This window comes from Pseudomonas sp. MDT1-16, from assembly GCF_054898115.1.
On the sequence record NZ_CM142717.1, the window covers coordinates 3,021,902 to 3,043,294 of the forward strand.

At 59.8% G+C, this 21,393-nt stretch carries 17 protein-coding genes and 1 pseudogene; 4 read left to right on the forward strand and 14 right to left on the reverse strand.

All coding sequences use genetic code 11. The features are described 5' to 3' along the window. Window positions 1–79: 79 nt before the first annotated feature. The 7 genes from ACYZT3_RS13795 to ACYZT3_RS13825 form a co-directional block, all read right to left on the reverse strand. Window positions 80–1,732, reverse strand: a complete 1,653-nt coding sequence (locus ACYZT3_RS13795; RefSeq protein ID WP_462032293.1) for a BatD family protein — start codon at window positions 1,730–1,732, stop codon at window positions 80–82. Then, entirely contained in the window at window positions 1,729–3,468 is a 1,740-nt protein-coding gene (locus ACYZT3_RS13800; RefSeq protein WP_462032294.1) for a tetratricopeptide repeat protein, read from the reverse strand. Before ACYZT3_RS13800 ends, ACYZT3_RS13795 begins: the two co-directional genes overlap by 4 nt. Beyond that, on the reverse strand, window positions 3,465–4,541 hold the full coding sequence (locus ACYZT3_RS13805) for a vWA domain-containing protein (protein ID WP_462032295.1): 1,077 nt from the start codon (window positions 4,539–4,541) through the stop codon (window positions 3,465–3,467). Before ACYZT3_RS13805 ends, ACYZT3_RS13800 begins: the two co-directional genes overlap by 4 nt. After that, window positions 4,534–5,028, reverse strand: coding sequence for a DUF4381 domain-containing protein (locus ACYZT3_RS13810; protein ID WP_282379563.1), 495 nt, complete (start codon window positions 5,026–5,028; stop codon window positions 4,534–4,536). Before ACYZT3_RS13810 ends, ACYZT3_RS13805 begins: the two co-directional genes overlap by 8 nt. Next, a complete protein-coding gene (locus ACYZT3_RS13815) occupies window positions 5,025–5,969 on the reverse strand; it encodes a DUF58 domain-containing protein (RefSeq protein WP_282379561.1) in 945 nt (314 codons plus the stop codon). The genes ACYZT3_RS13810 and ACYZT3_RS13815 overlap by 4 nt, the downstream gene beginning before the upstream one ends. A 5-nt stretch (window positions 5,970–5,974) precedes the next feature. Next, window positions 5,975–6,934 (reverse strand): AAA family ATPase, encoded by a 960-nt coding sequence (locus tag ACYZT3_RS13820; RefSeq protein ID WP_008150800.1) that lies wholly within the window; start codon window positions 6,932–6,934, stop codon window positions 5,975–5,977. 288 nt (window positions 6,935–7,222) lie between these two features. Further along, window positions 7,223–7,576: a hypothetical protein gene (locus ACYZT3_RS13825; protein WP_282379542.1), complete on the reverse strand. Its 354-nt coding sequence runs from the start codon at window positions 7,574–7,576 to the stop codon at window positions 7,223–7,225. Window positions 7,577–8,080: 504 nt separating this feature from the next. Between ACYZT3_RS13825 and ACYZT3_RS13830 the strand changes: the two genes are divergently transcribed. After that, the gene (locus ACYZT3_RS13830) at window positions 8,081–12,988 is read left to right on the forward strand and encodes an NAD-glutamate dehydrogenase (RefSeq protein ID WP_462032296.1); all 4,908 of its coding nucleotides are present in this window, start codon (window positions 8,081–8,083) and stop codon (window positions 12,986–12,988) included. Between the two features lie 163 nt (window positions 12,989–13,151). Here ACYZT3_RS13830 and ACYZT3_RS13835 read toward each other — a convergent pair. From ACYZT3_RS13835 to pdxR, 4 genes and pseudogenes are all read right to left on the reverse strand, one after another. Then, window positions 13,152–13,271: pseudogene (locus ACYZT3_RS13835) on the reverse strand (ATPase); the annotation flags it as partial. Window positions 13,272–13,326: 55 nt separating this feature from the next. Then, window positions 13,327–13,737, reverse strand: a complete 411-nt coding sequence (locus ACYZT3_RS13840) for a cupin domain-containing protein (RefSeq protein WP_282379538.1) — start codon at window positions 13,735–13,737, stop codon at window positions 13,327–13,329. Between the two features lie 195 nt (window positions 13,738–13,932). Next, a complete protein-coding gene (locus tag ACYZT3_RS13845; RefSeq protein WP_462032297.1) occupies window positions 13,933–14,226 on the reverse strand; it encodes an antibiotic biosynthesis monooxygenase family protein in 294 nt (97 codons plus the stop codon). Window positions 14,227–14,348: 122 nt separating this feature from the next. Next, on the reverse strand, window positions 14,349–15,782 hold the full coding sequence (gene pdxR / locus ACYZT3_RS13850) for a MocR-like pyridoxine biosynthesis transcription factor PdxR (protein ID WP_462032298.1): 1,434 nt from the start codon (window positions 15,780–15,782) through the stop codon (window positions 14,349–14,351). Window positions 15,783–15,989: 207 nt separating this feature from the next. On the opposite strand from pdxR, the gene ACYZT3_RS13855 reads away from it, so the two are divergent. The 3 genes from ACYZT3_RS13855 to ACYZT3_RS13865 all read left to right on the forward strand — a co-directional run bounded on the left by ACYZT3_RS13855 (window position 15,990) and on the right by ACYZT3_RS13865 (window position 18,069). Beyond that, a complete protein-coding gene (locus ACYZT3_RS13855; RefSeq protein ID WP_282379533.1) occupies window positions 15,990–16,430 on the forward strand; it encodes a carboxymuconolactone decarboxylase family protein in 441 nt (146 codons plus the stop codon). A gap of 87 nt (window positions 16,431–16,517) precedes the next feature. Next, window positions 16,518–17,495: a LysR family transcriptional regulator gene (locus ACYZT3_RS13860; protein WP_462032299.1), complete on the forward strand. Its 978-nt coding sequence runs from the start codon at window positions 16,518–16,520 to the stop codon at window positions 17,493–17,495. A gap of 52 nt (window positions 17,496–17,547) precedes the next feature. Next, complete coding sequence (locus ACYZT3_RS13865; RefSeq protein WP_282379529.1) at window positions 17,548–18,069, forward strand: GNAT family N-acetyltransferase; 522 nt, start codon at window positions 17,548–17,550, stop codon at window positions 18,067–18,069. Between the two features lies 1 nt (window position 18,070). On the opposite strand, the gene ACYZT3_RS13870 is transcribed toward ACYZT3_RS13865, so the two are convergent. The 3 genes from ACYZT3_RS13870 to ACYZT3_RS13880 all read right to left on the reverse strand — a co-directional run bounded on the left by ACYZT3_RS13870 (window position 18,071) and on the right by ACYZT3_RS13880 (window position 21,283). Beyond that, the gene (locus ACYZT3_RS13870) at window positions 18,071–18,769 is read right to left on the reverse strand and encodes an aspartate/glutamate racemase family protein (protein ID WP_462032300.1); all 699 of its coding nucleotides are present in this window, start codon (window positions 18,767–18,769) and stop codon (window positions 18,071–18,073) included. Between the two features lie 108 nt (window positions 18,770–18,877). Continuing rightward, window positions 18,878–19,810 carry a halovibrin HvnC gene (locus ACYZT3_RS13875; RefSeq protein ID WP_462032301.1) on the reverse strand — a complete coding sequence of 311 codons (933 nt, stop codon included), beginning with the start codon at window positions 19,808–19,810 and terminating at the stop codon, window positions 18,878–18,880. A 78-nt stretch (window positions 19,811–19,888) separates the two neighbouring features. Further along, window positions 19,889–21,283: a hypothetical protein gene (locus ACYZT3_RS13880; protein ID WP_462032302.1), complete on the reverse strand. Its 1,395-nt coding sequence runs from the start codon at window positions 21,281–21,283 to the stop codon at window positions 19,889–19,891. Window positions 21,284–21,393 lie beyond the last annotated feature (110 nt).

A 21,393-nucleotide genomic window follows, 5' to 3' on the forward strand; every position in this document is an offset into this window, starting at 1 on the left:
AAGTCAGTCGATTCGATATCCGTTGTAGGACATGTCCGTGAAGCAGAATCGCAGCCGGGATGGCGACCTTTTCTGACAGTTACTTCGGATAAAGCGGCGGCAACCCGCTGTCGCCCACCGGGTCCTGAACCCGCTCGGCAATCGGAATCGCCTTGATCGCCCGCCACAGATCGTCACCTTGCCAATGCTGGCCGGTTTCGCTGTAGAGCGCGCCGTTCAAGCCGTCGAGGGCGTCGGACAGCGGTACAAAACGCGCCGCCATATCGGCCAGGGTTTCCGGTTGTTGCCGGGCCCAGGCGTCGAGGGCCTGGCGGGTGGCGTGGGAATCGTTGGCCTGACAGGCACGCTTGAGGTCGTCGAGCACGGTGCGCGGGCTCGGTCCGGTCTGCGCCGCGCGCAGGATCGCCGGTTGCCAGCGGGCGCGCCACCAGAGACCGAAGCCCAGCAGGGTGGTGCAGGCCAGGATCAGCGTGCTGAATTTCCACCACCGGAGGGCTTCGTTGCCGGCAGCGGAAAGGACTTGAGGCGTGCCGGCCGGGGTGTCGACCATCAGGCTCGGATTGTTCGCCACTGGCAAGGTTCGGGCCGGCAGGCTGCTGTGTTCCAGGTGGTCCTCGAAGGTGTTCCACCAGACTACTTCAACCGCTGGCAACTCGATTGCGCCGCTACGCGTCGGCACCAGGGCTTCACGGTCTTCACGACTGCCGACCAGGCCTCGCTCGCTGTTCTGGTTGCCCAGCACCGGTTGATCCGGGTAGCGCCGCAAGCCGTTGACGTCGGTGGCGGGCAGTGGTGGCAATTGCGAACTGGCCAAGCCTTCAGCCTTCACTGTCAGGCTGCGGGTCAAAGAGTCACCCACCTGCGCATGATCCGGTTCCGGGTTCCAGCTTTCGCTCAGGCTGAGGCTACGGGCCGGCAGCCATGGCCTGTCGGCCGGGTACGTGATGGGTTTGGCCTTGACCGTCAGCAGAAGCTCTGAGGAGCTGACCCGCATCAGTTTGCCAGACTTCGGTGCCTGGGTAGCGGCGTCCTGGGCGGGCTGCGCGTCCACGAGTGCGGCATTGAATATCTGCGCTGGAATGATCAGCTCACCGCTGTGTTGCGGGTAGATCGCGTAACGCATTTCGATCACGCCGTGGCGCAGACCATTGATGTCTTTCTCGTAGGTACGCGCCTCGCCCAGTTGTTCGATGCGCACATCGGGGATCTGCAAGGGGGGCAGGCTGCTGTCGTCGTACAGCGACACCGAATGGTAGATGCGCAAGGTCAGGATCGCCTGGGCTTGCACGTACACGCTGTTTTGATCGAGGCTGGCGTCGATGAACACCGGGGGCCGTTTGTTCGGGCTGTCCTGGGTTTCGGTCTCGACCACTTGCACGGTGATTGGCTGGCTCTGTACGTCACCCAGTTGCAGTGAAGGAATCACCACGCTGCCGTTCTGCCGCGGCAGCAGGGTGACGATCCAGCGGGTGGTCGCACGGTTGTCGCCGTTCAGGGTGGTCAGTTGGTTGACCTGACGGGTGCCGCGCACTTCGAACAGCGGCTCCAGCGGTGCCAGATCAGGCTTGCCGAACTGCGTCACGTCGTTGGTTTCCAGCGTCAGCTCAATCGTCTCGCCGGTGTTCAGGCGACTGCGATCCACACTGGCGACCAGCCCTGCTGCCTGTGCCTGAACGGTGCAGAGCAACAGGGCGGGCAGCAGTGCGAGCAAGAAGGCGGTGAAGCGGGTCATCGAGTTTTTCCCTGATCCTGATGTTGTTGCTGTTCGTACCAGAATTTGCGCCTGAGCAATTCACCCGGGTCGTCCGGGATCTTGCGCAGCCATTGCTCCAGCGCCTGGCGCTGTTCACCATCGATGCTGTCGCTGGCGGGGCGCAACGGTGGTCTGGTGCTTTGTTCGTCTCCCAACTCGCTACCCGGAACTTCATTGGTGCCGGGTTTCGGTGGCGTTTTGTTCGGTTGCTCGGAGTCCGGCGTGGTCTGCTGGGCGTCGGTTTTTGGTTCGCTATTATCTGACGGTCGCGTGGCCGCGCCGGGCGGCGTTTCTTGTGTGGGGGGCTCGGTCTCGTTGCCGGCGTTTTTGTCCGGATCAACCGGCGGCGGTGTGTTTTTCTGCTTGAGCAGTTTTTCCACCAGCGCCTTGTTGGTCTGCGCCGGACGCAAATCCGGTTGACGCTCCAGCGCCTGTTCGTAGGCATCCAGCGCTGCTTCCAGTTCACCGCTTTTGGCCAGGGCGTTGCCACGATTGTAGTGGGCGTGGGCGTCGTTGCCTTCGGCGAACCGCTGGGCGGCGCCGTTGTAGTCGCCGGCTTCGTAGAGCGCTATACCTTGCCATTGTCGATCGTCGAAATGCTGCGCAGCCTCGGCCGAGTGTTTCTGCCTGAGCAAGAGCAAACCCTGTTGGTCGGGTCGCAGCCACAAATCTTCGAAGTCGAAGGCATAACTTGGTTGTGGCACCAGCAATAGCAGTGGCAGGCAGAACAGCCAGCCGCGACGGCCGGCGCAGGCGGCCAGCAGCAACAGCGGCAGCAACAGCCAGTAACCCTGATCGGCCCACGTGTCGAGACGCAGGGTGTGGCCGTCGTTGCGCAGCGTGCTTGGGCCCTCGAGCAAGCCGAGGGCGCGCAGGTCGGCATCGTCCAGGCGTGCATGGCGATAGCGTCCGTCCAGGTCATTGGCAAAGGTTTTCAGGCCGGGCTCGTCCAAATGTGGCACCAAAATTGCGCCCTGGTCGTCCTTGAGAAAGCTGCCATCTTCCTGGGTGATCGGCGCCCCTTCGGCAGTGCCAACACCGAGCATCAGAAATTGCGTCGATTTACCGTCCAGCACCTGCCGGATCCCTTGACGTTCCTGTTCGGTCAAGGTTGAACCGATCAACAGGATCCGGCCGTCGCCGAGGGCGCCCTGATCCAGCAGCTCAAGGGCCTTGGCCACCGCCAGATCGGCGCGATGGCCCGCCTCGGGCATCAGCGAAGGCTTGAGAGCATCCAATAGATTGCGGCTGGTCGACAGGTCATCCGACAGCGGCACCAACGTGTGAGCGCTGCCGGCGTAGACGACGATCGCGGTCTGGGCGTCGCTGCGACTCTGCAGCAGGTCGAACAGCTTGCGCCGGGCCTGTTCAAGCCGGTTGGGTGGCGCGTCAGTGGCGAGCATTTCCGGGGTCAGCTCAAGTACCACGACCAGCGGGTCGGCGGGTTTCTGACTGGATTGCTCGACACGCTCCCAGCTCGGCCCGAGCAGCGCCAGAACGGTCAACACCCAGGCACAGCCAAGGATGACCCACGGCAATTTGCTGTCGCGACCGCTGCCACCACTGAGCAACGCCGCATGGAAGGCCGGTGGCAAAATCATCTGCCAGCGCCCGGCGCGCTTCTGTCGATGCCAGAGTTGCCAGATCAACCAGCCGAGCAACGGCAACAACAGCAGCCACCAGGGGCGGAACCAGTACGGCCAAAGCGCACTCATCGGCGTCTCCGCAGACGCAGGCGTTTAAGCCGCTGGCGCCAGTCGGGCAATTGCGTTTGCAGAAGATCCTTGGTGAACAGTCGCCGCAACGGGTTGTCCGGCCAGCGCTCGCGAACCACCAGCAGCATGCTCAACAGTAACGCCATCGCCAAAGGCCAGTGGTACAGCGCTTGTGCCGGGCGAGCCTGAGTCGGTTGTTGGGTCACGGGTTCCAGTTTGTCGAGGGTGCCTTTGATCGCTTGCAGTTCCTTGTCATCGTGGGCGCGAAAATACTGGCCGCCCGTGGCTTCGGCGATCGCCTTCAAGGAGGCTTCATCGAGGTCGAGGCTCGGGTTGACCCCCAGGAAACCCAACGTGCCGCTTTGCTCCGGATCGGCGCCGATACCGATCGGGTAGATTTTTACGCCTTCATTAGCCGCCAGGCGCGCCGCCGTGAGCGGGTCGATTTCACCACCATTGTTGGCGCCGTCAGTGACCAGAATCAGTACGCGGCTTTGTGCCGGGCGCTGGCGCAGGCGTTTGAGGGCCAGGCCGATAGCATCGCCGATGGCGGTGTTCTTGCCGGCGATGCCGATCCGCGCTTCGTCGAGCCACACGCGCACCGTGTGCCGATCGAACGTCAGCGGTGCTTGCAGATACGCCCGGCTGCCGAACAGGATCAGCCCGACGCGATCGCCCTCACGACTTTCGAGGAAGTCACCGAGCAAGTGTTGAACCAGTGTGAGTCGACTGACGTCTTCGCCCTGCCATTGCATGTCGGGAAAATCCATGGAGCCGGACACGTCGACCGCCACCAGCAGATCGCGACCGCTGGCGGCAATCGGCAGCGGTTCGCCGAGCCATTGCGGGCGCCCAGCGGCGATCAGTAACAACAGCCACAGCAGAATGAAAGGCGCTTGTTGACGCCAGGCCGGCAGGTTGGCCCGGGCGCGGCGGCGGGCGAGGCCTTCGAGGTCACTGAGGAAGCTGACTTTGAGCGCCGGCTCGCCACTGTCGGCGACCGGCAGCACGACGCGCATCAGCCAGGGCAGCGGCAGCAGGGCAAAGATCCACGGCCAGGCGAACTCAAACATGTTTACGAATCCAGGTGTCGACGGCTTGGGTCAGGCCGGCGATGGCCTTGTCGTCGAGTTTGCATTCGGGTTTGTAGGCGCCTTCGACCAGCACCATCCAGCGGGTCAGACCGGCGGCCGGGCAGCGATTGTCGAGGAATGCCAGCCATTTGCGACCATTGAGGGTGTGGCTCTGGCTGTAGGGATAGTGGTTGCGGCACAGGCGTTTGAGCAAACCGTTGAGTTGCTGCAACCAGGCGCCGGCCGGAGCGCCGTCGTAGGGTTTGGGCATCCGTGCCAGTTCGGCCAGCGCGGCGAGGCGCACCGGGTCCAGCGGTTGTTCGGCGCGCACGATTGGGTGTTTGTTCGTAAAGAAGCGCCTGGCCTTCCACAGACCGAAACCAATGAGTGGCAGTAACAACAGCAACAGCCACCAGCCCGGTGCCGGTGGCCAGAATTCGATCGGTGGCGGGGAGATCAGTGGTTGCAGTTGATCGAGGCTGCTCATCGACCTTTCCCCGGTTTCTGTGGGTTCAGGTACTCGCGCAGTTGCTCGACCATCTCACTCTGCGTGCTCAAGGGCATCAGCAAAACCCGCAGCTTCTGCGCCAGCAGTTCCCAGCGAGCGATGCGCGCTTCGGCCTGGGCGCGATAGGTCTGGCGCAGCTCGAAATTGAGGGTGTCGAGTTCCAGTTGCGCCCCGCGTTCGGCGAAGCGTAAAAGCCCGGCGGCGGGCAGGGCGTGATCCAGTGGATCGGACACCGGCAGCAGCAACAGATCGCAATGCCGCGACAACAGGCTCAACTGTTGTTCGGCGCCCTCCGTCAGGGTGCGTTCGTCGCAGATCACGATCACCAGACTGCCGGGACGCAGTACTTCCCGGGCCCGACGCAGGGCAATGTTGAAGGCGTCCCGGTCCGGCTCGCTTTCCGTGTGCAGAGACTGATTGACCCGCACCATACGGTTGAGAAACTGCAGCAGGCTCTGTTTGCTGCGTCGTGGCTTGATTTCATAGTGCTCATTGTTGCCGAATACCAGTCCGCCGACCCGATCGTTATGACCCAGTGCGGCCCAGCCAATCAGGCTCGCGGCCTGCGCAGCGAGCACTGATTTGAACATCAGCCCCGAGCCGAAAAACAGCCGGCGACTTTGCTCGACCATGATAAAAATCGGCCGCTCGCGCTCTTCATGGAACAGCTTGGTATGGGGTTCCTGGGTGCGGGCGGTGACGCGCCAGTCGATGCTTCGCACGTCGTCGCCGGCCTGATAGACCCGTACCTGATCGAAATCCACCCCGCGTCCGCGCAGTTTGGAATGGTGCAGGCCAATCAGCGGGCTGCGCTGGCTCGGTGTGGAAAACAGTTGCACTTCACGCACGCGATGGCGCATCTCGATCAGCTCGGCGAGGCTGACACGGATGCCCGGCTCGGGCGGCAGGATGGCGTTCATCGGGGTCAAGCGACGGCTACGACGTCGAGAATCCGCTGGACCACCCGGTCCTGGTCGATGCCCGCGGCTTCGGCTTCAAAGGAAAGAATGATGCGGTGACGCAGCACATCGAACAGCACCGCTTGAATGTCTTCCGGGCTGACGAAGTCGCGACCCGCCAGCCAGGCATGGGCCCGGGCGCAACGGTCGAGGGCAATCGAGCCACGCGGGCTGGCGCCGTAGGCGATCCACTCGGCCATCTCTGGGTCGAACTTGGCCGGGGTGCGCGTGGCCATGACCAGTTGCACCAGGTATTCCTCCACGGCGTCGGCCATGTACAAGCCGAGGATTTCCTTGCGCGCGGCAAAGATCGCCTGCTGACTGACCCGGCGCTCGGGTTTGGTTTCGCCGTTCAACGCTTCGCCCCGGGCCTGTTGCAGGATCCGCCGTTCGACGGCGGCGTCAGGGAAGCCAATTTTTACGTGCATCAGAAAGCGGTCGAGCTGCGCTTCGGGCAGTGGATAGGTGCCTTCCTGCTCGATCGGGTTTTGCGTGGCCATCACCAGAAACAGCGGCGACAGCTCGTAAGTACTGCGCCCGACGCTGACCTGGCGTTCGCCCATGGCTTCGAGCAGGGCGGATTGAACCTTGGCAGGGGCGCGGTTGATTTCGTCCGCCAGCACCAGATTGTGGAAGATCGGGCCTTGCTGGAACACGAAACTGCCGGTTTCCGGGCGATAGATTTCCGTACCGGTGATGTCGGCGGGCAGCAGGTCGGGGGTGAACTGGATGCGATGGAACTGTGCTTCGATGCCTTCGGCAAGTTCTTTGATGGCCTTGGTCTTGGCCAGGCCCGGAGCGCCCTCGACCAGCATGTGGCCGTCGGCGAGCAAGGCGATGAGCAAGCGCTCGATGAGTTTTTCCTGGCCGAGAATCTGCGTTGAAAGAAAGGTTCGCAGCGCTAGCAGCGCTTCACGATGTTCCATCGATGACTGTTCCTGGAAAGGGTGACCGAAGACGTTCGAATAACGCCAGGGCTGGGGGCGTTACTTTAATCCATCGCAGGGGGCGGCGACTAACGGCATTTTGTGCAAAGTGCGGGAATAGGCGGGCGAAATTGTTGGAGATTTGTAGGGACGGGGTATTGCGGTGTTCTTTCGGACGCCTTCGCGGGCAAGCCTCGCTCCTACAAGTATTGGTTCAGACGCAATATCGCGACCGCCTCGGTACTGTAGGAGCGAGGCTTGCCCGCGAAGGCGCACGCTCAGACACCATCAAAGTTCGCTGATATAGGTGCCAGTACCCTTGAGAATGTTCTGCAACGTTTCTTCCACTTCCGCCAGATCACTTGCATCAGTGCTGTGAATGATTTCCAGCGAATCATCACCATTGAGCGCATCGGCGTCAGCGGCGGCGATTTCGATTAGCAGGCGGGTAGAGCTGAGGGTGACTTTCACGCCGTCCAGCGTCGAAGGCTCGCCGTCGAGGGTGATGTCCAGCGCGTCCTCGTCCGGGTAGCGGGTCATCAGGAACATGTCGCCCTGATCGCTGTGGCAGCAGAGCATGGCCATGTTGTCTTCTTCGTCGTCGCACGGGTTGACGATCAAGAGGGCGGTGGTCATTTGCATGGGGAATTCCTGGCTCGACGAGCATTGTGAAGACGAACAAAGGGCGATTCTGCCAGCAGACGGGAATTTCTGCTCGCCTGAGTGTCAGAGGATGTGTCGTGAACATCCGGGGTGTTGCTGGTCATTTCTGGTATGGATGTGCCGCAAAACCGGGCTTAACCCCCCCGTTTTGCCGCACGGCTGCTAGTGTTGTCCCAGGCACATGCCGCGAGTTACGTGCCGATGACCGAATATGTCGCAGCGCTGCAAGCACGGGCCTTGCCGCACTCGTTAAGCTGCGCAACGGATGAGCACCTGTAAAGACATTGCGCGATACATGGCCCAGTCGTTTTTGCAGATGCCCATTCTATGGAAGGTGAATGTGACCTGAGTGTCTCGTCCAGCTTCACCCACCTGTCATCCTGTTTCCTCTGCCCGAGAATCAGGAACAGGGTAACGGATCACCCCGAAAGGGGTTTGCACGCGACGCTTCCATCAATAACAAGCCCAAGCGGAGTACCACAGATGGCGTTCTTCACCGCAGCCAGCAAAGCCGACTTCCAGCACCAACTGCAAGCGGCACTGGCGCAGCACATCAGTGAACAGGCACTGCCACAAGTGGCGCTGTTCGCGGAACAATTTTTCGGCATTATTTCCCTGGATGAGCTGACCCAGCGTCGGTTGTCCGACCTCGCCGGCTGTACCCTCTCTGCGTGGCGCCTGCTTGAGCGCTTCGATCACGCGCAACCGCAAGTGCGCGTCTACAACCCTGACTACGAACGCCACGGCTGGCAGTCGACCCACACCGCGGTCGAAGTACTGCACCACGACCTGCCATTTTTGGTGGACTCGGTGCGTACCGAGCTGAACCGTCGCGGCTACAGCATCCACACCCTGCAAACCACTGTGCTGAGCGTGCGTCGCGGCAGCAAGGGCGAGTTGCTGGAAATCCTGCCGAAAGGCACCCAGGGCGACGACGTTCTGCAAGAGTCGTTGATGTACCTGGAAATCGACCGTTGCGCTAACGCGGCCGAACTCAATGTCCTGAGCAAAGAGCTGGAACAGGTTCTCGGTGAAGTCCGCGTCGCGGTCGCCGATTTCGAGCCGATGAAAGTCAAGGTCCAGGAAATCCTCACCGGCCTGGACACCAGCCAGTTTGCTGTAGACGCCGAAGAAAAAGCCGAAATCAAAAGCTTCCTGGAATGGCTGGTGGGCAACCACTTCACCTTCCTCGGTTATGAAGAGTTCGTGGTTCGCGATGAAGCCGATGGTGGCCACATCGTCTACGACCAGGACTCCTTCCTCGGCCTGACTAAACTGCTGCGCACCGGCCTGACCTACGATGACCTGCGCATCGAAGACTACGCCGTGAACTACCTGCGCGAACCGACGCTGCTGTCGTTCGCCAAGGCTGCGCACCCAAGCCGTGTACACCGTCCGGCTTACCCGGATTACGTGTCGATCCGTGAAATCGACGCCGACGGCAAGGTCATCAAGGAATGCCGCTTCATGGGCCTGTACACCTCGTCGGTGTATGGCGAGAGCGTGCGGGTCATCCCGTACATCCGTCGCAAGGTCGAAGAAATCGAACGTCGTTCCGGCTTCCAGGCCAAGGCTCACTTGGGCAAGGAACTGGCGCAGGTGGTTGAAGTGCTGCCGCGCGACGATCTGTTCCAGACCCCGGTGGATGAGCTGTTCAGCACCGTGATGTCGATTGTGCAGATCCAGGAACGCAACAAGATTCGCGTGTTCCTGCGTAAAGACCCGTACGGCCGCTTCTGCTACTGCCTGGCCTATGTGCCGCGTGACATCTACTCCACCGAAGTGCGCCAGAAGATCCAGCAAGTGCTGATGGATCGCCTGAAAGCCTCGGACTGCGAGTTCTGGACCTTTTTCTCCGAATCCGTGCTGGCCCGTGTGCAACTGATTCTGCGCGTCGATCCGAAGAACCGTCTGGACATCGATCCGGTTCTGCTGGAAAAAGAAGTGGTACAAGCCTGCCGCAGCTGGCAGGACGACTACGCCAGCCTGGTCGTCGAAAGCTTCGGCGAAGCCCATGGCACCAACGTGCTGGCAGATTATCCGAAAGGCTTCCCGGCCGGTTACCGCGAGCGTTTCGCAGCCCACTCGGCTGTGGTCGACATGCAGCACTTGCTGAGCCTGAGCGAAAAAAATCCACTGGTGATGAGCTTCTATCAGCCACTGGGTCAGGTATCCGGTCAACGCGAGCTGCACTGCAAGCTGTATCACGCCGATACGCCGCTGGCGCTGTCCGATGTGTTGCCGATCCTGGAAAACCTCGGCCTGCGCGTGCTGGGTGAGTTCCCGTATCGCCTGCGTCACAACAATGGCCGCGAGTTCTGGATTCACGATTTCGCGTTCACTGCCGCTGAAGGCCTGGAACTCGACATCCAGCAACTCAACGACACCTTGCAGGATGCATTCGTCCACATCGTGCGCGGGGATGCCGAGAACGATGCGTTCAACCGTCTGGTGCTGACCGCCGGTCTGCCATGGCGCGATGTTGCGCTGCTGCGTGCCTACGCCCGGTACATGAAGCAGATTCGCCTGGGCTTCGACCTGGGTTACATCGCCAGCACCCTGAACAACCACACCGACATCGCTCGCGAGTTGACCCGGTTGTTCAAGACCCGTTTCTACCTGGCGCGCAAGCTCGGTACTGACGATCTGGAAGACAAGCAACAACGCCTGGAACACGCGATTCTGGCTGCTCTGGACGATGTCCAGGTGCTGAACGAAGACCGCATCCTGCGTCGCTACCTGGACCTGATCAAGGCCACCCTGCGGACCAACTTCTACCAGACCGACGCGCACGGTCAGAACAAGTCCTACTTCAGCTTCAAGTTCAACCCGCACCAGATCCCGGAGCTGCCAAAGCCTGTACCGAAGTTCGAAATCTTCGTTTACTCGCCTCGCGTCGAAGGCGTGCACCTGCGCTTCGGTAACGTTGCTCGTGGCGGTCTGCGCTGGTCCGACCGCGAAGAAGACTACCGCACCGAAGTCCTGGGCCTGGTAAAAGCCCAGCAAGTGAAGAACTCGGTCATCGTGCCGGTCGGCGCCAAGGGCGGCTTCCTGCCGCGTCGCCTGCCATTGGGCGGTGGTCGGGACGAGATCGCGGCCGAGGGCATCGCTTGCTACCGCATCTTCATTTCGGGCCTGTTGGACATCACCGACAACCTGAAAGACGGCGTGCTGGTACCGCCGGCCAACGTCGTGCGTCATGACGACGATGACCCATACCTGGTGGTTGCTGCGGACAAGGGTACTGCGACCTTCTCCGACATCGCCAACGGTATCGCCATCGACTACGGCTTCTGGCTCGGCGATGCATTCGCATCGGGCGGCTCGGCCGGTTACGACCACAAGAAAATGGGCATTACCGCCAAAGGCGCGTGGGTGGGCGTACAACGTCACTTCCGCGAGCGCGGCATCAATGTCCAGGAAGACAGCATCACGGTGGTCGGCGTCGGCGACATGGCCGGTGACGTGTTCGGTAACGGCTTGTTGATGTCCGACAAGTTGCAACTGGTCGCAGCGTTCAACCACCTGCACATCTTCATCGACCCGAATCCTGCGCCTGCCAACAGCTTCGCCGAGCGTCAGCGCCTGTTCGACCTGCCGCGTTCGGCCTGGTCGGATTACGACACCAGCATCATGTCCGAAGGCGGCGGGATCTTCTCCCGTAGCGCGAAAAGCATCGCGATTTCCCCGCAGATGAAAGAGCGCTTCGACATTCAGGCGGACAAGCTGACCCCGACCGAACTGCTGAATGCCTTGCTCAAGGCCCCGGTGGATCTGTTGTGGAACGGCGGTATCGGCACTTACGTCAAAGCCAGCAGCGAAAGCCACGCCGATGTCGGCGACAAGGCCAACGATGCACTGCGCGTGAACGGCAACGAGCTGCGCTGCAAAGTCGTGGGCGAGGGCGGTAACCTCGGTATGACCCAGCTGGGTCGTGTCGAATTCGGCCTCAATGGCGGAGGTTCCAACACCGACTTCATCGACAACGCCGGTGGTGTTGACTGCTCCGACCACGAAGTAAACATCAAGATCCTGCTGAACGAAGTGGTTCATGCCGGCGACATGACCGAGAAGCAACGTAACCAATTGCTCGGCAGCATGACCGACGAAGTCGGCAACCTGGTGCTCGGCAATAACTACAAGCAGACTCAGGCCCTGTCCCTGGCGGCCCGTCGTGCCTTGCCGCGGATTGCCGAATACAAGCGTCTGATGAACGATCTTGAAGGCCGCGGCAAGCTGGATCGCGCCATCGAGTTCCTGCCGGCTGAAGAAGCGATCAACGAGCGCATCGCGGCAGGCCATGGTCTGACCCGTGCCGAGCTGTCGGTGCTGATCTCCTACAGCAAGATCGACCTCAAGGAAGCGCTGCTCAATTCCCAGGTGCCGGACGACGACTACCTGACACGCGATATGGAAACCGCTTTCCCGCCGACCCTGGTGAGCAAGTTCTCCGATGCCATGCGCCGTCACCGTCTGAAGCGCGAAATCGTCAGCACCCAGATCGCCAACGATCTGGTGAACCACATGGGCATCACCTTCGTTCAACGACTCAAAGAGTCGACCGGCATGAGCCCGGCGAATGTGGCGGGTGCCTATGTAATTGTTCGGGATATCTTCCACCTCCCGCACTGGTTCCGCCAGATCGAAGCCCTGGATTACCAGGTTTCAGCCGACGTACAACTGGAGTTGATGGACGAGCTGATGCGTCTGGGCCGTCGCGCTACGCGCTGGTTCCTGCGCAGCCGTCGTAACGAGCAGAATGCTGCCCGTGACGTCGCGCACTTCGGTCCACACCTGGCAGCGCTGGGCCTCAAGCTCGACGAACTGCTGGAAGGCCCGACCCGCGAAGGCTGGCAGACCCGTTATCAGGCCTACGTTGCGGCTGGCGTTCCTGAGTTGCTGGCGCGCATGGTTGCAGGCACCACTCACCTGTACACCTTGCTGCCGATCATCGAAGCGTCCGACGTGACCGGCCAGAACGCAGCAGACGTCGCGAAGGCTTACTTCGCCGTCGGCAGCGCGCTGGACATCACCTGGTACCTGCAACAGATCAGCGCTCTGCCGGTTGAAAACAACTGGCAGGCCCTGGCCCGTGAAGCGTTCCGCGATGACGTCGACTGGCAACAACGTGCGATCACCATCTCGGTCCTGCAACAGGGCGACGGTACCCAGGACGTGGAAACTCGTCTCGAACTGTGGATGGAAGAGCACGAAGGCATGATCGAACGTTGGCGCACCATGCTGGTAGAAATCCGTGCCGCCAGCGGCACTGATTACGCCATGTATGCGGTGGCCAACCGTGAGTTGCTGGATCTGGCGTTGAGCGGTCAAGCGGTAGTGCCTGCCACTGTCGCTGCCGCTGTCAGCGTCGAGCTGGAGCCGGCTGCCTGATCAGGCGCTGAATGAAGAAAGCCCCGCATTGAGAGATGCGGGGCTTTTTTGTCTGATATTTTTGTGACGTTTTGTCGGGCCTCTTCGCGGGCAAGCCTCGCTCCTACAAAGAACTATGCAGTCCCTGTAGGAGCGAGGCTTGCCCGCGAAGAGGCCATCAGCCTTAGTACAACTTCTGGTTTGCTGAGCTATCGATCATCGACAACTTATCTGTCGGCCTGGTCAATAAATTACTGAGCGACAGGTCAAACTTCTGCACAGCCCTGACGTGCACATTCTGTTGTAAAAGCCCGAATGGATAGTTCAGGGCTTTTTATGTATGGCTGTACGTTCAGCTATCAGTTTTCCAGCGGGATCAACACTTTCTCGTCGGGGGACAACACCATAAACACCAACAGTTTGGCTGGCTTGGTTGCACTGGCATTTTTCGAGACCAGATGTTCCGAGCCGGCCGGTTCATACCAATACTCGCCGGTCTTGTAGGTCTTCGGTTGCTCGCCTTTCACTTGTGAAACGATCGATCCAGAAATCACGTAGGCCATTGCCGTGCCTTCGTGTTTGTGGGCGATGGAGGACTGCCTCGGCTCGTAGTCGACCTCGATCATCAACGCCTTTTTGCCCGGGACGTTCTTCAGTACTTCGTCCTGCAGGATCGTGACTTTTTCCGAGGGGTCGTGGGCGAATGCCGCGGCTGAAACGGTCAAGGCCAGGACAGCCAGGGGGGCAGCACAGAAGCGCATAGCTTGCATGGTTCATCACCTGCGGTAGTTAGTCGTCAGGGACTACGTTAGTCCGCAAGTCGGGGCATTCAAACAGCCAATTTTCGGGAAGCTGAGGGGACCAATATCTGCGGCCAAAAAAAAGATCGCAGCGTCCGGCGGTTCTTGCAGAGGTACCCATTGCCCTGTAGGAACCGCCGAAGGCTGCGATCTTTTAATCTTGTTTTAGCGGATCGGAAAGCTGTTGAAGTCCACGGCATTCGCCAATTGGTTGTCGATCAGACCGATAAAACCTTGTACTTCAGGGCAGTTGAAATGCATGTGCATGGCCGCTTCCGATTGCCAGCGGGCGCTGACAGTCCAGCGGTTGTCGTCCTCGGGGCAGCGGTCGACCATATAGGAATCACAGCCCGGTAGTTCGCGCAGGGTATCGACAATCTTTTGCAGTTGCTTACCCAGTTCATCCGAGCGCCCGGCGACGGCCTGCACCTTTACGGTATTGAACACTTCGTAGGGCATTGCTCACACTCCTGAATCAGGCCGGACGAATCCTGCTCATTGAGGGATACGCTTATGCAGGATAGGCCTGCACTCCCGGACCACCAATAGCCAATTGCCGGATAAAAACGCAGACCAATCTGTCAGGCGACCTGCTGCAAAATGTCCCGCAAGCGGTCCAGGGCAATGTCGATGTCCAGGGTTTCGATGGCGCCAAAACCCAGGAAAAGCCCGGCCTGCGGCGCTTGCTGGTAGAAAAAACTATCGATGGGGTAGAGCCCGACTTCGACTTTTTTTGCCAATTCGATTACCAATGGAATATTGATAGGCACTTTGCACATAACCACCATGTGGAACCCGGCTGTGGTGGGGACGGCCTCGAGCCACGGGAAAAGGTCGCCGGCCATGCGCGCGAGGATTCGTTCGCGGCGTCCGGCATAGATTGTATGGCAGCGCCGAATGTGCTTGAGCAGGCAGCCTTCGGCGATGAACTTGGCCAGCGCCCATTGGGGCAGGGTGGAGGTGTGCAGGTCAGTGAGCTGCTTGGCCCGAATGACCGCTTCGAGAATCGCCGGCGGCAGGATCGCATAACCCAGCCGCAGCGCCGGCAGCAGGGTTTTCGAAAAGGTCCCGACGTAGGCGACGATGCCGCGTTCGTCCATGCTTTGCAGCGAGTCGGTGGGCCGGCCTTCGTAGCGGAATTCGCTGTCGTAATCGTCCTCGATGATGATCGCGCCCAACTCATGGGCCCGCTCCAGCAGCGCAACCCGGCGCGCCTGGCTCATCGGCATACCGAGCGGGAACTGGTGAGACGGGGTGACGTAAATCAGCCGGGTGCCGAGGGGGATCTTGTCCACCTGTATGCCTTGCTCATCCACCGGGACGCCGATCACCGTGGCGCCGTGGGTACCGAACAATAGGCGTGCGGGCGGATAGCCGGGGTCTTCCATGGCAACAATGCTGCCAGGGCGCGTGAGCACCCGGGAGATCAGGTCCAGCGCCTGTTGCGCGCCGTTGCACACCACCACGTCTTCGTCCTGGCAATTGACCCCGCGAGAAAACGCGATGTGCCGGGCGATCGCGTTGCGCAGCGCCGGCAGCCCCTCGGGCAGGCTGTAGAAACCCTTGGAAGCGGCGATCTGGCGCAAGGCGTGAGAGGTGCAGCGCCGCCAGTCATCCTGGGGAAACTGGCCCTTGCTGGTGGCGCCGCCGATGAAGTCGTAGCGCAACGAGCCTTCCAGCGTCGGATGGCGCAGAAACACCGGCAGGTTGCGCCAGGACTCGATGACCTCGGCACTGGCCAGTTCCGAATGGCTCTGCTTACGGGTGACTTTCGCGGTCCGGGCGTTGACGTAGGTGCCTTTGCCGATGACCCCGGTGAGGAAGTTTTCGTAGGTCAGTTGTGTGTAGGTGTCGGAAATGGTCTTGCGGGAAATGCCCAGTTGTTCAGCCAGTAAACGACTGGGCGGGAGCTGCGTCCCGGCTGCCAGACGGCCGGATTCGATGGCGCTGCGCAGTTGGTTGTACAACTGGCCTGCCAGGTCCTTGCGACCGTTGATGACAACGTGAAGTTCCATACCGGCGAGGCTCCTGGGGCGATTGAGGCGCGTGTGCGTCGCGCCAGATTACCCGCATGAGCGCCTGCGCAGAAGTTGCGTGGGCGAAAAACCTCCAATTGGTCTGGTGGCTCAGTGGTCAACGGGTATTTCGCAGAATTGGATCTGTAACGCCAGCGCATCAACGCCTACCTTGAGGGGCACACATCCGATCCACGAGGTCACTCCATGAACGCCCGCCTGGATTACTACAGCGCATCGCCCAAAGCGATGAAAGCGATGATTGCCATGGAGGCCTTGACCAGCAACCTCAGCATCGAGCCAGCCTTGCTGCATTTGATCAAGATTCGCGCCTCGCAGCTCAATGGCTGCGCCTTCTGCACCGACATGCACTCGGTGGATGCCCGGCGACTCGGCGAGACCGACCGCCGTTTGTATTCGATCGTGGTCTGGCGCGACAGCGGCTTCTTCAATGCGCGAGAACGTGCGGCGCTGGCCTGGACCGAAGCCGTCACCTTGCTCTCTGAAAGCCACGTGCCGGACGACGTCTACGCACTGGCCCGAGAGCAGTTCAGCGAAGGCGAGATGGTCGACCTGACCATCGCCGTCACCACCATCAACAGCTGGAATCGCCTGGCGGTGAGTTTTCGGCAAACCCCCGGAGGCTGAATCGATTTTCCACCCCGAGCGTCACATCAGGTTCATAAACGCTGCGCAGGATGAGGCTTTCAAGGATAGATCGACAGGGAGTCAGCGATGCCATTTATGGAAACCACAGGTCGTCAGCGCGTTGCCCAGTACCGCTCGCCCGTAGAAAAAACCTCATCCTGGCGCACACTGGCGGCAGGGATCGATCCGGTACTGGCGCAGTCTTTTCGGGTCAGTGCCCGTTGCGGCTGTTTCATGCAGGCAGCACGCAGTCTAAACATCAAGGCCACCCAGCTGCGCAAACAATTGGCGCAGCTTGAAGCGCAGTTGCAGTGTTCGCTGTTCAGCCATTTAGAGAATGGCGTTGCCCTCAGTTGTGACGGGTTGCAGTTGCAATCGCAGTTGATTGCCTTGGCCAACGAGCGCGACGTGCCGGTGATCGCACAGCCGTTGATTCGCCTGGCCGTCGCCGAATCGATCCTGCATGACATTCTCGGTCGCGACCTGGTTGCTCTCTTGCGGCGCAACGCCAGCGTGCGTCTGGACATCATTACCCTCGACAGCGAACTGTCCCTGCAAGCGGTCAGTGCCGATGTGGTGCTGTGGCTGGCCGGCACCGATTCACCACTGCCAGGACCGAGTTTTGCGGTTAGCGAGCCCCAACGTCTGGCACGGCTCGACTACCTGCCACACATCGCCAAACGTTACTCACGGGTCGCGTCCCGCCCTGACAGCCTCGATGACCTCGCCGATTTCCTGCTGGTGCAATGGCAGCATGACCGTCAGGTCGACAGCTTTCGGCCGTGGAATAGGCTCGTGGACCAGCGCCTGGCCGGGGTGGTGCAGTTGCATTCCTACGAGTTGATGCTGGAGATGATCCGTTGCAGCGCCTGCATTGGCCTGTTGCCCGGATACATCAGCCGCTTCGATCGCGGCCTTGTTGAATTGCCGGGGTTGTTCACTCAGCCGATGCGGCGCCAGGTGTGGATGGCGGTCAATGCTGAATCCGAGGATTCAGCGCAGGTGCAGATGATCGTTGAGCTGATCCAGAACACCTTCAGTGAACGGCGGGAGTGGTTCGAATAACCTTCGGCGGTATAGAGTAAGCGGCCATGTCTGTATCAAGGATGAATCACCCATGCCCGCCACTGATGCTGTCATCTCCCTCGAACGTTTCAACGAATCCCACCTCGACGGCATTACCGCGCTCTACAACGCCCCGGCCATTACCCGGCAGGTGCTGCAAATGCCGTTTCAGTCCACCGAGGTCTGGCGCAAACGCCTGATGCCCGACAACGAGCGTGTGGTGCAACTGGTGGCGCTGCATCAAGGGATGGTCATCGGCAACATTGGCCTGGAGCAGTTTTCGCGGATACGTCGCAGCCACGCCGGTAATCTTGGAATGGGGGTCGCGACGGCGTGGCAGGGCAAGGGCGTTGGCTCGACACTGCTGACGGCGGCGCTGGACATCGCCGACAACTGGATGAACCTGCAACGGGTCGAGCTTTCGGTCTACGCCGACAACGAAGCCGCCATCGGGCTCTACCGCAAGTTCGGCTTCGAAACCGAAGGGCTGTTTCGCGACTACGCCGTGCGTGACGGCGTGCTGGTGGATGCCTTGAGCATGGCGCGCCTGCGTCGCACGCCCAAGGCCGGTTGAGTCACTCGCCCAACGCGAACGCGAACGCCACCGCCGCCTGCGCATGCAGTTCGGTGGTGTCGAGCAAGGGCAGGGCGCTGTGCTCGGGTTTGATCAGCAGGCCGATTTCCGTGCAGCCAAGGATGATCGCCTGGGCGCCGCGCCGCGTCAGTGATTCGATCACCTGCTGATACACCTTGCGTGACGCCTCGCTGATCACCCCGACGCACAACTCGTCATAGATGATCCGGTGGACGGCCTGACGTTTATCGGCCTTCGGCACCAGTACCGTCAGGCCCTTGGCTGTCAGGCGCTCCTTGAGAAAGTCCTCCTCCATGGTGAATGCGGTGCCCAGCAAACCCACCCGCAGCGTACCGGCGTCCAGTGCCGCCTGACCGGCCGGATCGGCGATGTGCAGGAATGGAATCTCGATCGCTGCCTGAATCTGCCCGGCCACCTTGTGCATGGTGTTGGTGCACAGCACCACGCACTCGGCGCCACCGGCCTGCAACCGCTGCGCCGCGTCCACCAGAATCGCCGCTGCATCGTCCCAGCGCCCGGCATGTTGAGCCTGTTCGACAGGCCCGAAATCGACGCTGTACATGAGCAATTTCGCCGAACGCAACGGCCCGAGCCGGTCGCGCACCTGCTGGTTGATAAGACGGTAATACTCGGCGCTGGACTCCCAGCTCATGCCGCCGATAAGGCCGATGGTACGCATTGGATCTCCTCAGGCTATCGCCTGAGTCGAAATGCCAGGCACTCGGCAGTTTCTATTCCTTCGTGGGTCGATGCCAGTGGAAAATGACTTGGTATACGCGGCCAGTGTTCATTGGGTCACCACCTGGTCCGCCGCGACGTATGCAAAGGAGGCGGTGCCGGTCGCGCTTTCGGGTGGCGTGAGCCGAATGATCGGTACCACGATCTTCGGGTTGGTTGAGTTATAGAAATCTCTTTGGTTGTACTGAGCATCGGCCAGACCCGCGTTAGCTCCACCAGCAACGAAGAAGAACGCCATGATCGGGAGTGTGTTGGGGCGACCTGCTGTCCAGGTCTTGATCAGTATTTCGTTATGCTCGATGAATCCCTGCGCAGCCAGCAGGCCTTTTGCTCTCACCGACTGATAGAACGCGGGGGCCGATAGTGCATTGCGATCATCCTTGACGTCGAAACCACATGAGCGTTGGTTTTTACTTCCACCGGGCAAATCCCATGTGGCTTTCCATTGTTCTGCAGTGGTCACGCCGGCGTTATGGCAAATCTGGCTTTGAACGGCATAAGAGGGGTGCGCGACACAGACTGCCGTTGCGCTTCGGGTCCAGGTCCAAGCATCCATTGGGTAGGAACACAAATAGTCCAGGTCGATTTTGTCGGCAGGTGCTTCAAAGATGGGATACAGGATAAAACCATTACCGTAGCCCCAGGCCAGTCGTCCAAAGTTTGTATCCGCTCTTAGGTATGAGAACGAAACACCACCACTTTTTATCGACGTAGGGCTGGGGTCCCATACTTTATATTGGTTGGCCGGGTCCTTTACCGTAACTCTGAGTGTGACCCCCGAACACAGGAACGCAGGCTGTGAATTCGAGTTGTTGCAGTTGGGGTACTTTCGACTATAAAGCGTATTCAGTTGAGCGGCGGTGGCAGAGCCATCTAGCGTCTGGACATTGTTGACCGTTCCCACTACACCCGGCGGTAGTGTATCGACCTGAGTACAACCCACCATCAACGCGATTAACAGAGCACCTATTATTTTTTGCATGATTAATCCCTCGTCTACATAGACGCCAAGCGGTTTGAATAATTGATTGACGCAGCGGTATCGCTGAAGGCGAACCCGTTACAGCTTCACTCTCAGGCACCATGAAAAGATTATTGGCTCGGCGGTGCCTCTTTTTTTCAGGGTGTAATTGAACATGACGCCCTTCCCTCGATTCTCCGTCAGCCACGTAGATGGCACGGGAATATCGGTGTACGAAGATTGAGTGATGGTGACTTCGTCGCCGTAACGAGTGACAACCCCAAATAGCGCCATGCGCACGCTGTAAGTGCCCTCCAGAGTCGGGTAGTACGCCCTGAGATTGTCCTTGGAGGAATTAAGAGTGGGTTCTGGAAGACGGTGCTTTTGCCCGGTGATCGTGATCCTCAGGTCTTTGGACATTAGATCCTCGGAGGTACCTGGCAACCTCACGGTGTAACTGACCTGCGCACCGGTACCAATACAATCGACAACTTCTAGCCTGGGAACCAGAAATTTCAAAGTCTGCCCTGCAGCGGAGACAGTTTGAATCTCGCTGCCATAAGTCGAGTTTCGTCCGAGCCAATAGACTTTGACGGTTTGTCCGCGGGCGGAGCCGGTAAAAGCGACTTCGACGGTGGCGGATGTGGCTTCGTAAAAATCTTTTTCGAAGTTTAATACGGTACCGTTCTGTTCCTTGGCTTCCAGGACTTTGGCTGGCTTCAGATCGAGTTGTTCTTCCTTCAGATGTACGTCTACCTCGATACTTTCGGATGGGCCGGACGAATTACCTAGCTGATCAGTGACCGTGTACCAGAATGGGGTGCGCGGCTTGTCGCCGGTTTTTTCGAACGTGGGGGTGAAGAGCGTGTTGGTTACAACCGGATTGCCTGGAATGGCTTCACCGGGAGTAATTTTTTTATCAACATAGGTCGTGCCAACGGTCAGCCGAATATCGTCATGGGCGCGTCTATTGGGATAGTCGAACCCGACCACGACACCGCGCTCCGCCTGGGCTTTATCCACGCCCTTGGTCTGCACATCGGCGGAGACCTGGACCTTGCGCGCCGAATGGCCGGGTTCTCCTGGTGCAAGGGTATGGTAAAGAACTTTTAATTTCAGGGACTCTTCGGGTGTTGTCTGACCTACCCTCAACACTTGGTAGAAGATGTCGTTGACACCGTCGTGCAGAATCCCTTTCGGGATGTACAGTCGAACACGATCGTTTTCCTCGTCGCGCCCAATGGTTTTGCCAGTCACAGGCGTTTCTCTGCCGTCGACGAACAGATCGATGCGGTCGTCTACAGCCATGACAACAGACTTGGACGCCGCATTGAGCCAAGGGTCAATAAGGCATAAGAGTCCCTCAAGATGTTCGTCGAAGAGGGAAAGGGGGATGCCCCCATCTGGATTGGAATCATGGATGACCGGAGTTTTCCACCCCGGGAGGATCACCGGATAAAGTTTCAGAACATTGTTGTTGGTTTGACTATCCATCACCCGTCTCCTTGAGCGTAATTCTCACCATCCTGATTATTTAGATGGCGGGTCTATCAAACACCCGCTCAAGCGAGCTGGCTACTGTCAGATCTGACAGGTAACGCTGC

Excerpts from the sequence above, each read along its gene's own strand:
- ACYZT3_RS13860 (WP_462032299.1), top strand. The coding sequence starts at position 16,518 with ATGCCATTTATGGAAACCACAGGTCGTCAGCGCGTTGCCCAGTACCGC.
- ACYZT3_RS13820 (WP_008150800.1), bottom strand. The coding sequence starts at position 6,934 with ATGGAACATCGTGAAGCGCTGCTAGCGCTGCGAACCTTTCTTTCAACG.
- pdxR (WP_462032298.1), bottom strand. The coding sequence starts at position 15,782 with ATGGAACTTCACGTTGTCATCAACGGTCGCAAGGACCTGGCAGGCCAG.
- ACYZT3_RS13810 (WP_282379563.1), bottom strand. The coding sequence starts at position 5,028 with ATGAGCAGCCTCGATCAACTGCAACCACTGATCTCCCCGCCACCGATC.
- ACYZT3_RS13870 (WP_462032300.1), bottom strand. The coding sequence starts at position 18,769 with ATGCGTACCATCGGCCTTATCGGCGGCATGAGCTGGGAGTCCAGCGCC.
- ACYZT3_RS13795 (WP_462032293.1), bottom strand. The coding sequence starts at position 1,732 with ATGACCCGCTTCACCGCCTTCTTGCTCGCACTGCTGCCCGCCCTGTTG.
- ACYZT3_RS13845 (WP_462032297.1), bottom strand. The coding sequence starts at position 14,226 with ATGCCCTACGAAGTGTTCAATACCGTAAAGGTGCAGGCCGTCGCCGGG.
- ACYZT3_RS13880 (WP_462032302.1), bottom strand. The coding sequence starts at position 21,283 with ATGGATAGTCAAACCAACAACAATGTTCTGAAACTTTATCCGGTGATC.
- ACYZT3_RS13855 (WP_282379533.1), top strand. The coding sequence starts at position 15,990 with ATGAACGCCCGCCTGGATTACTACAGCGCATCGCCCAAAGCGATGAAA.
- ACYZT3_RS13825 (WP_282379542.1), bottom strand. The coding sequence starts at position 7,576 with ATGCAAATGACCACCGCCCTCTTGATCGTCAACCCGTGCGACGACGAA.
- ACYZT3_RS13840 (WP_282379538.1), bottom strand. The coding sequence starts at position 13,737 with ATGCAAGCTATGCGCTTCTGTGCTGCCCCCCTGGCTGTCCTGGCCTTG.
- ACYZT3_RS13815 (WP_282379561.1), bottom strand. The coding sequence starts at position 5,969 with ATGAACGCCATCCTGCCGCCCGAGCCGGGCATCCGTGTCAGCCTCGCC.
- ACYZT3_RS13805 (WP_462032295.1), bottom strand. The coding sequence starts at position 4,541 with ATGTTTGAGTTCGCCTGGCCGTGGATCTTTGCCCTGCTGCCGCTGCCC.
- ACYZT3_RS13875 (WP_462032301.1), bottom strand. The coding sequence starts at position 19,810 with ATGCAAAAAATAATAGGTGCTCTGTTAATCGCGTTGATGGTGGGTTGT.
- ACYZT3_RS13865 (WP_282379529.1), top strand. The coding sequence starts at position 17,548 with ATGCCCGCCACTGATGCTGTCATCTCCCTCGAACGTTTCAACGAATCC.
- ACYZT3_RS13830 (WP_462032296.1), top strand. The coding sequence starts at position 8,081 with ATGGCGTTCTTCACCGCAGCCAGCAAAGCCGACTTCCAGCACCAACTG.
- ACYZT3_RS13800 (WP_462032294.1), bottom strand. The coding sequence starts at position 3,468 with ATGAGTGCGCTTTGGCCGTACTGGTTCCGCCCCTGGTGGCTGCTGTTG.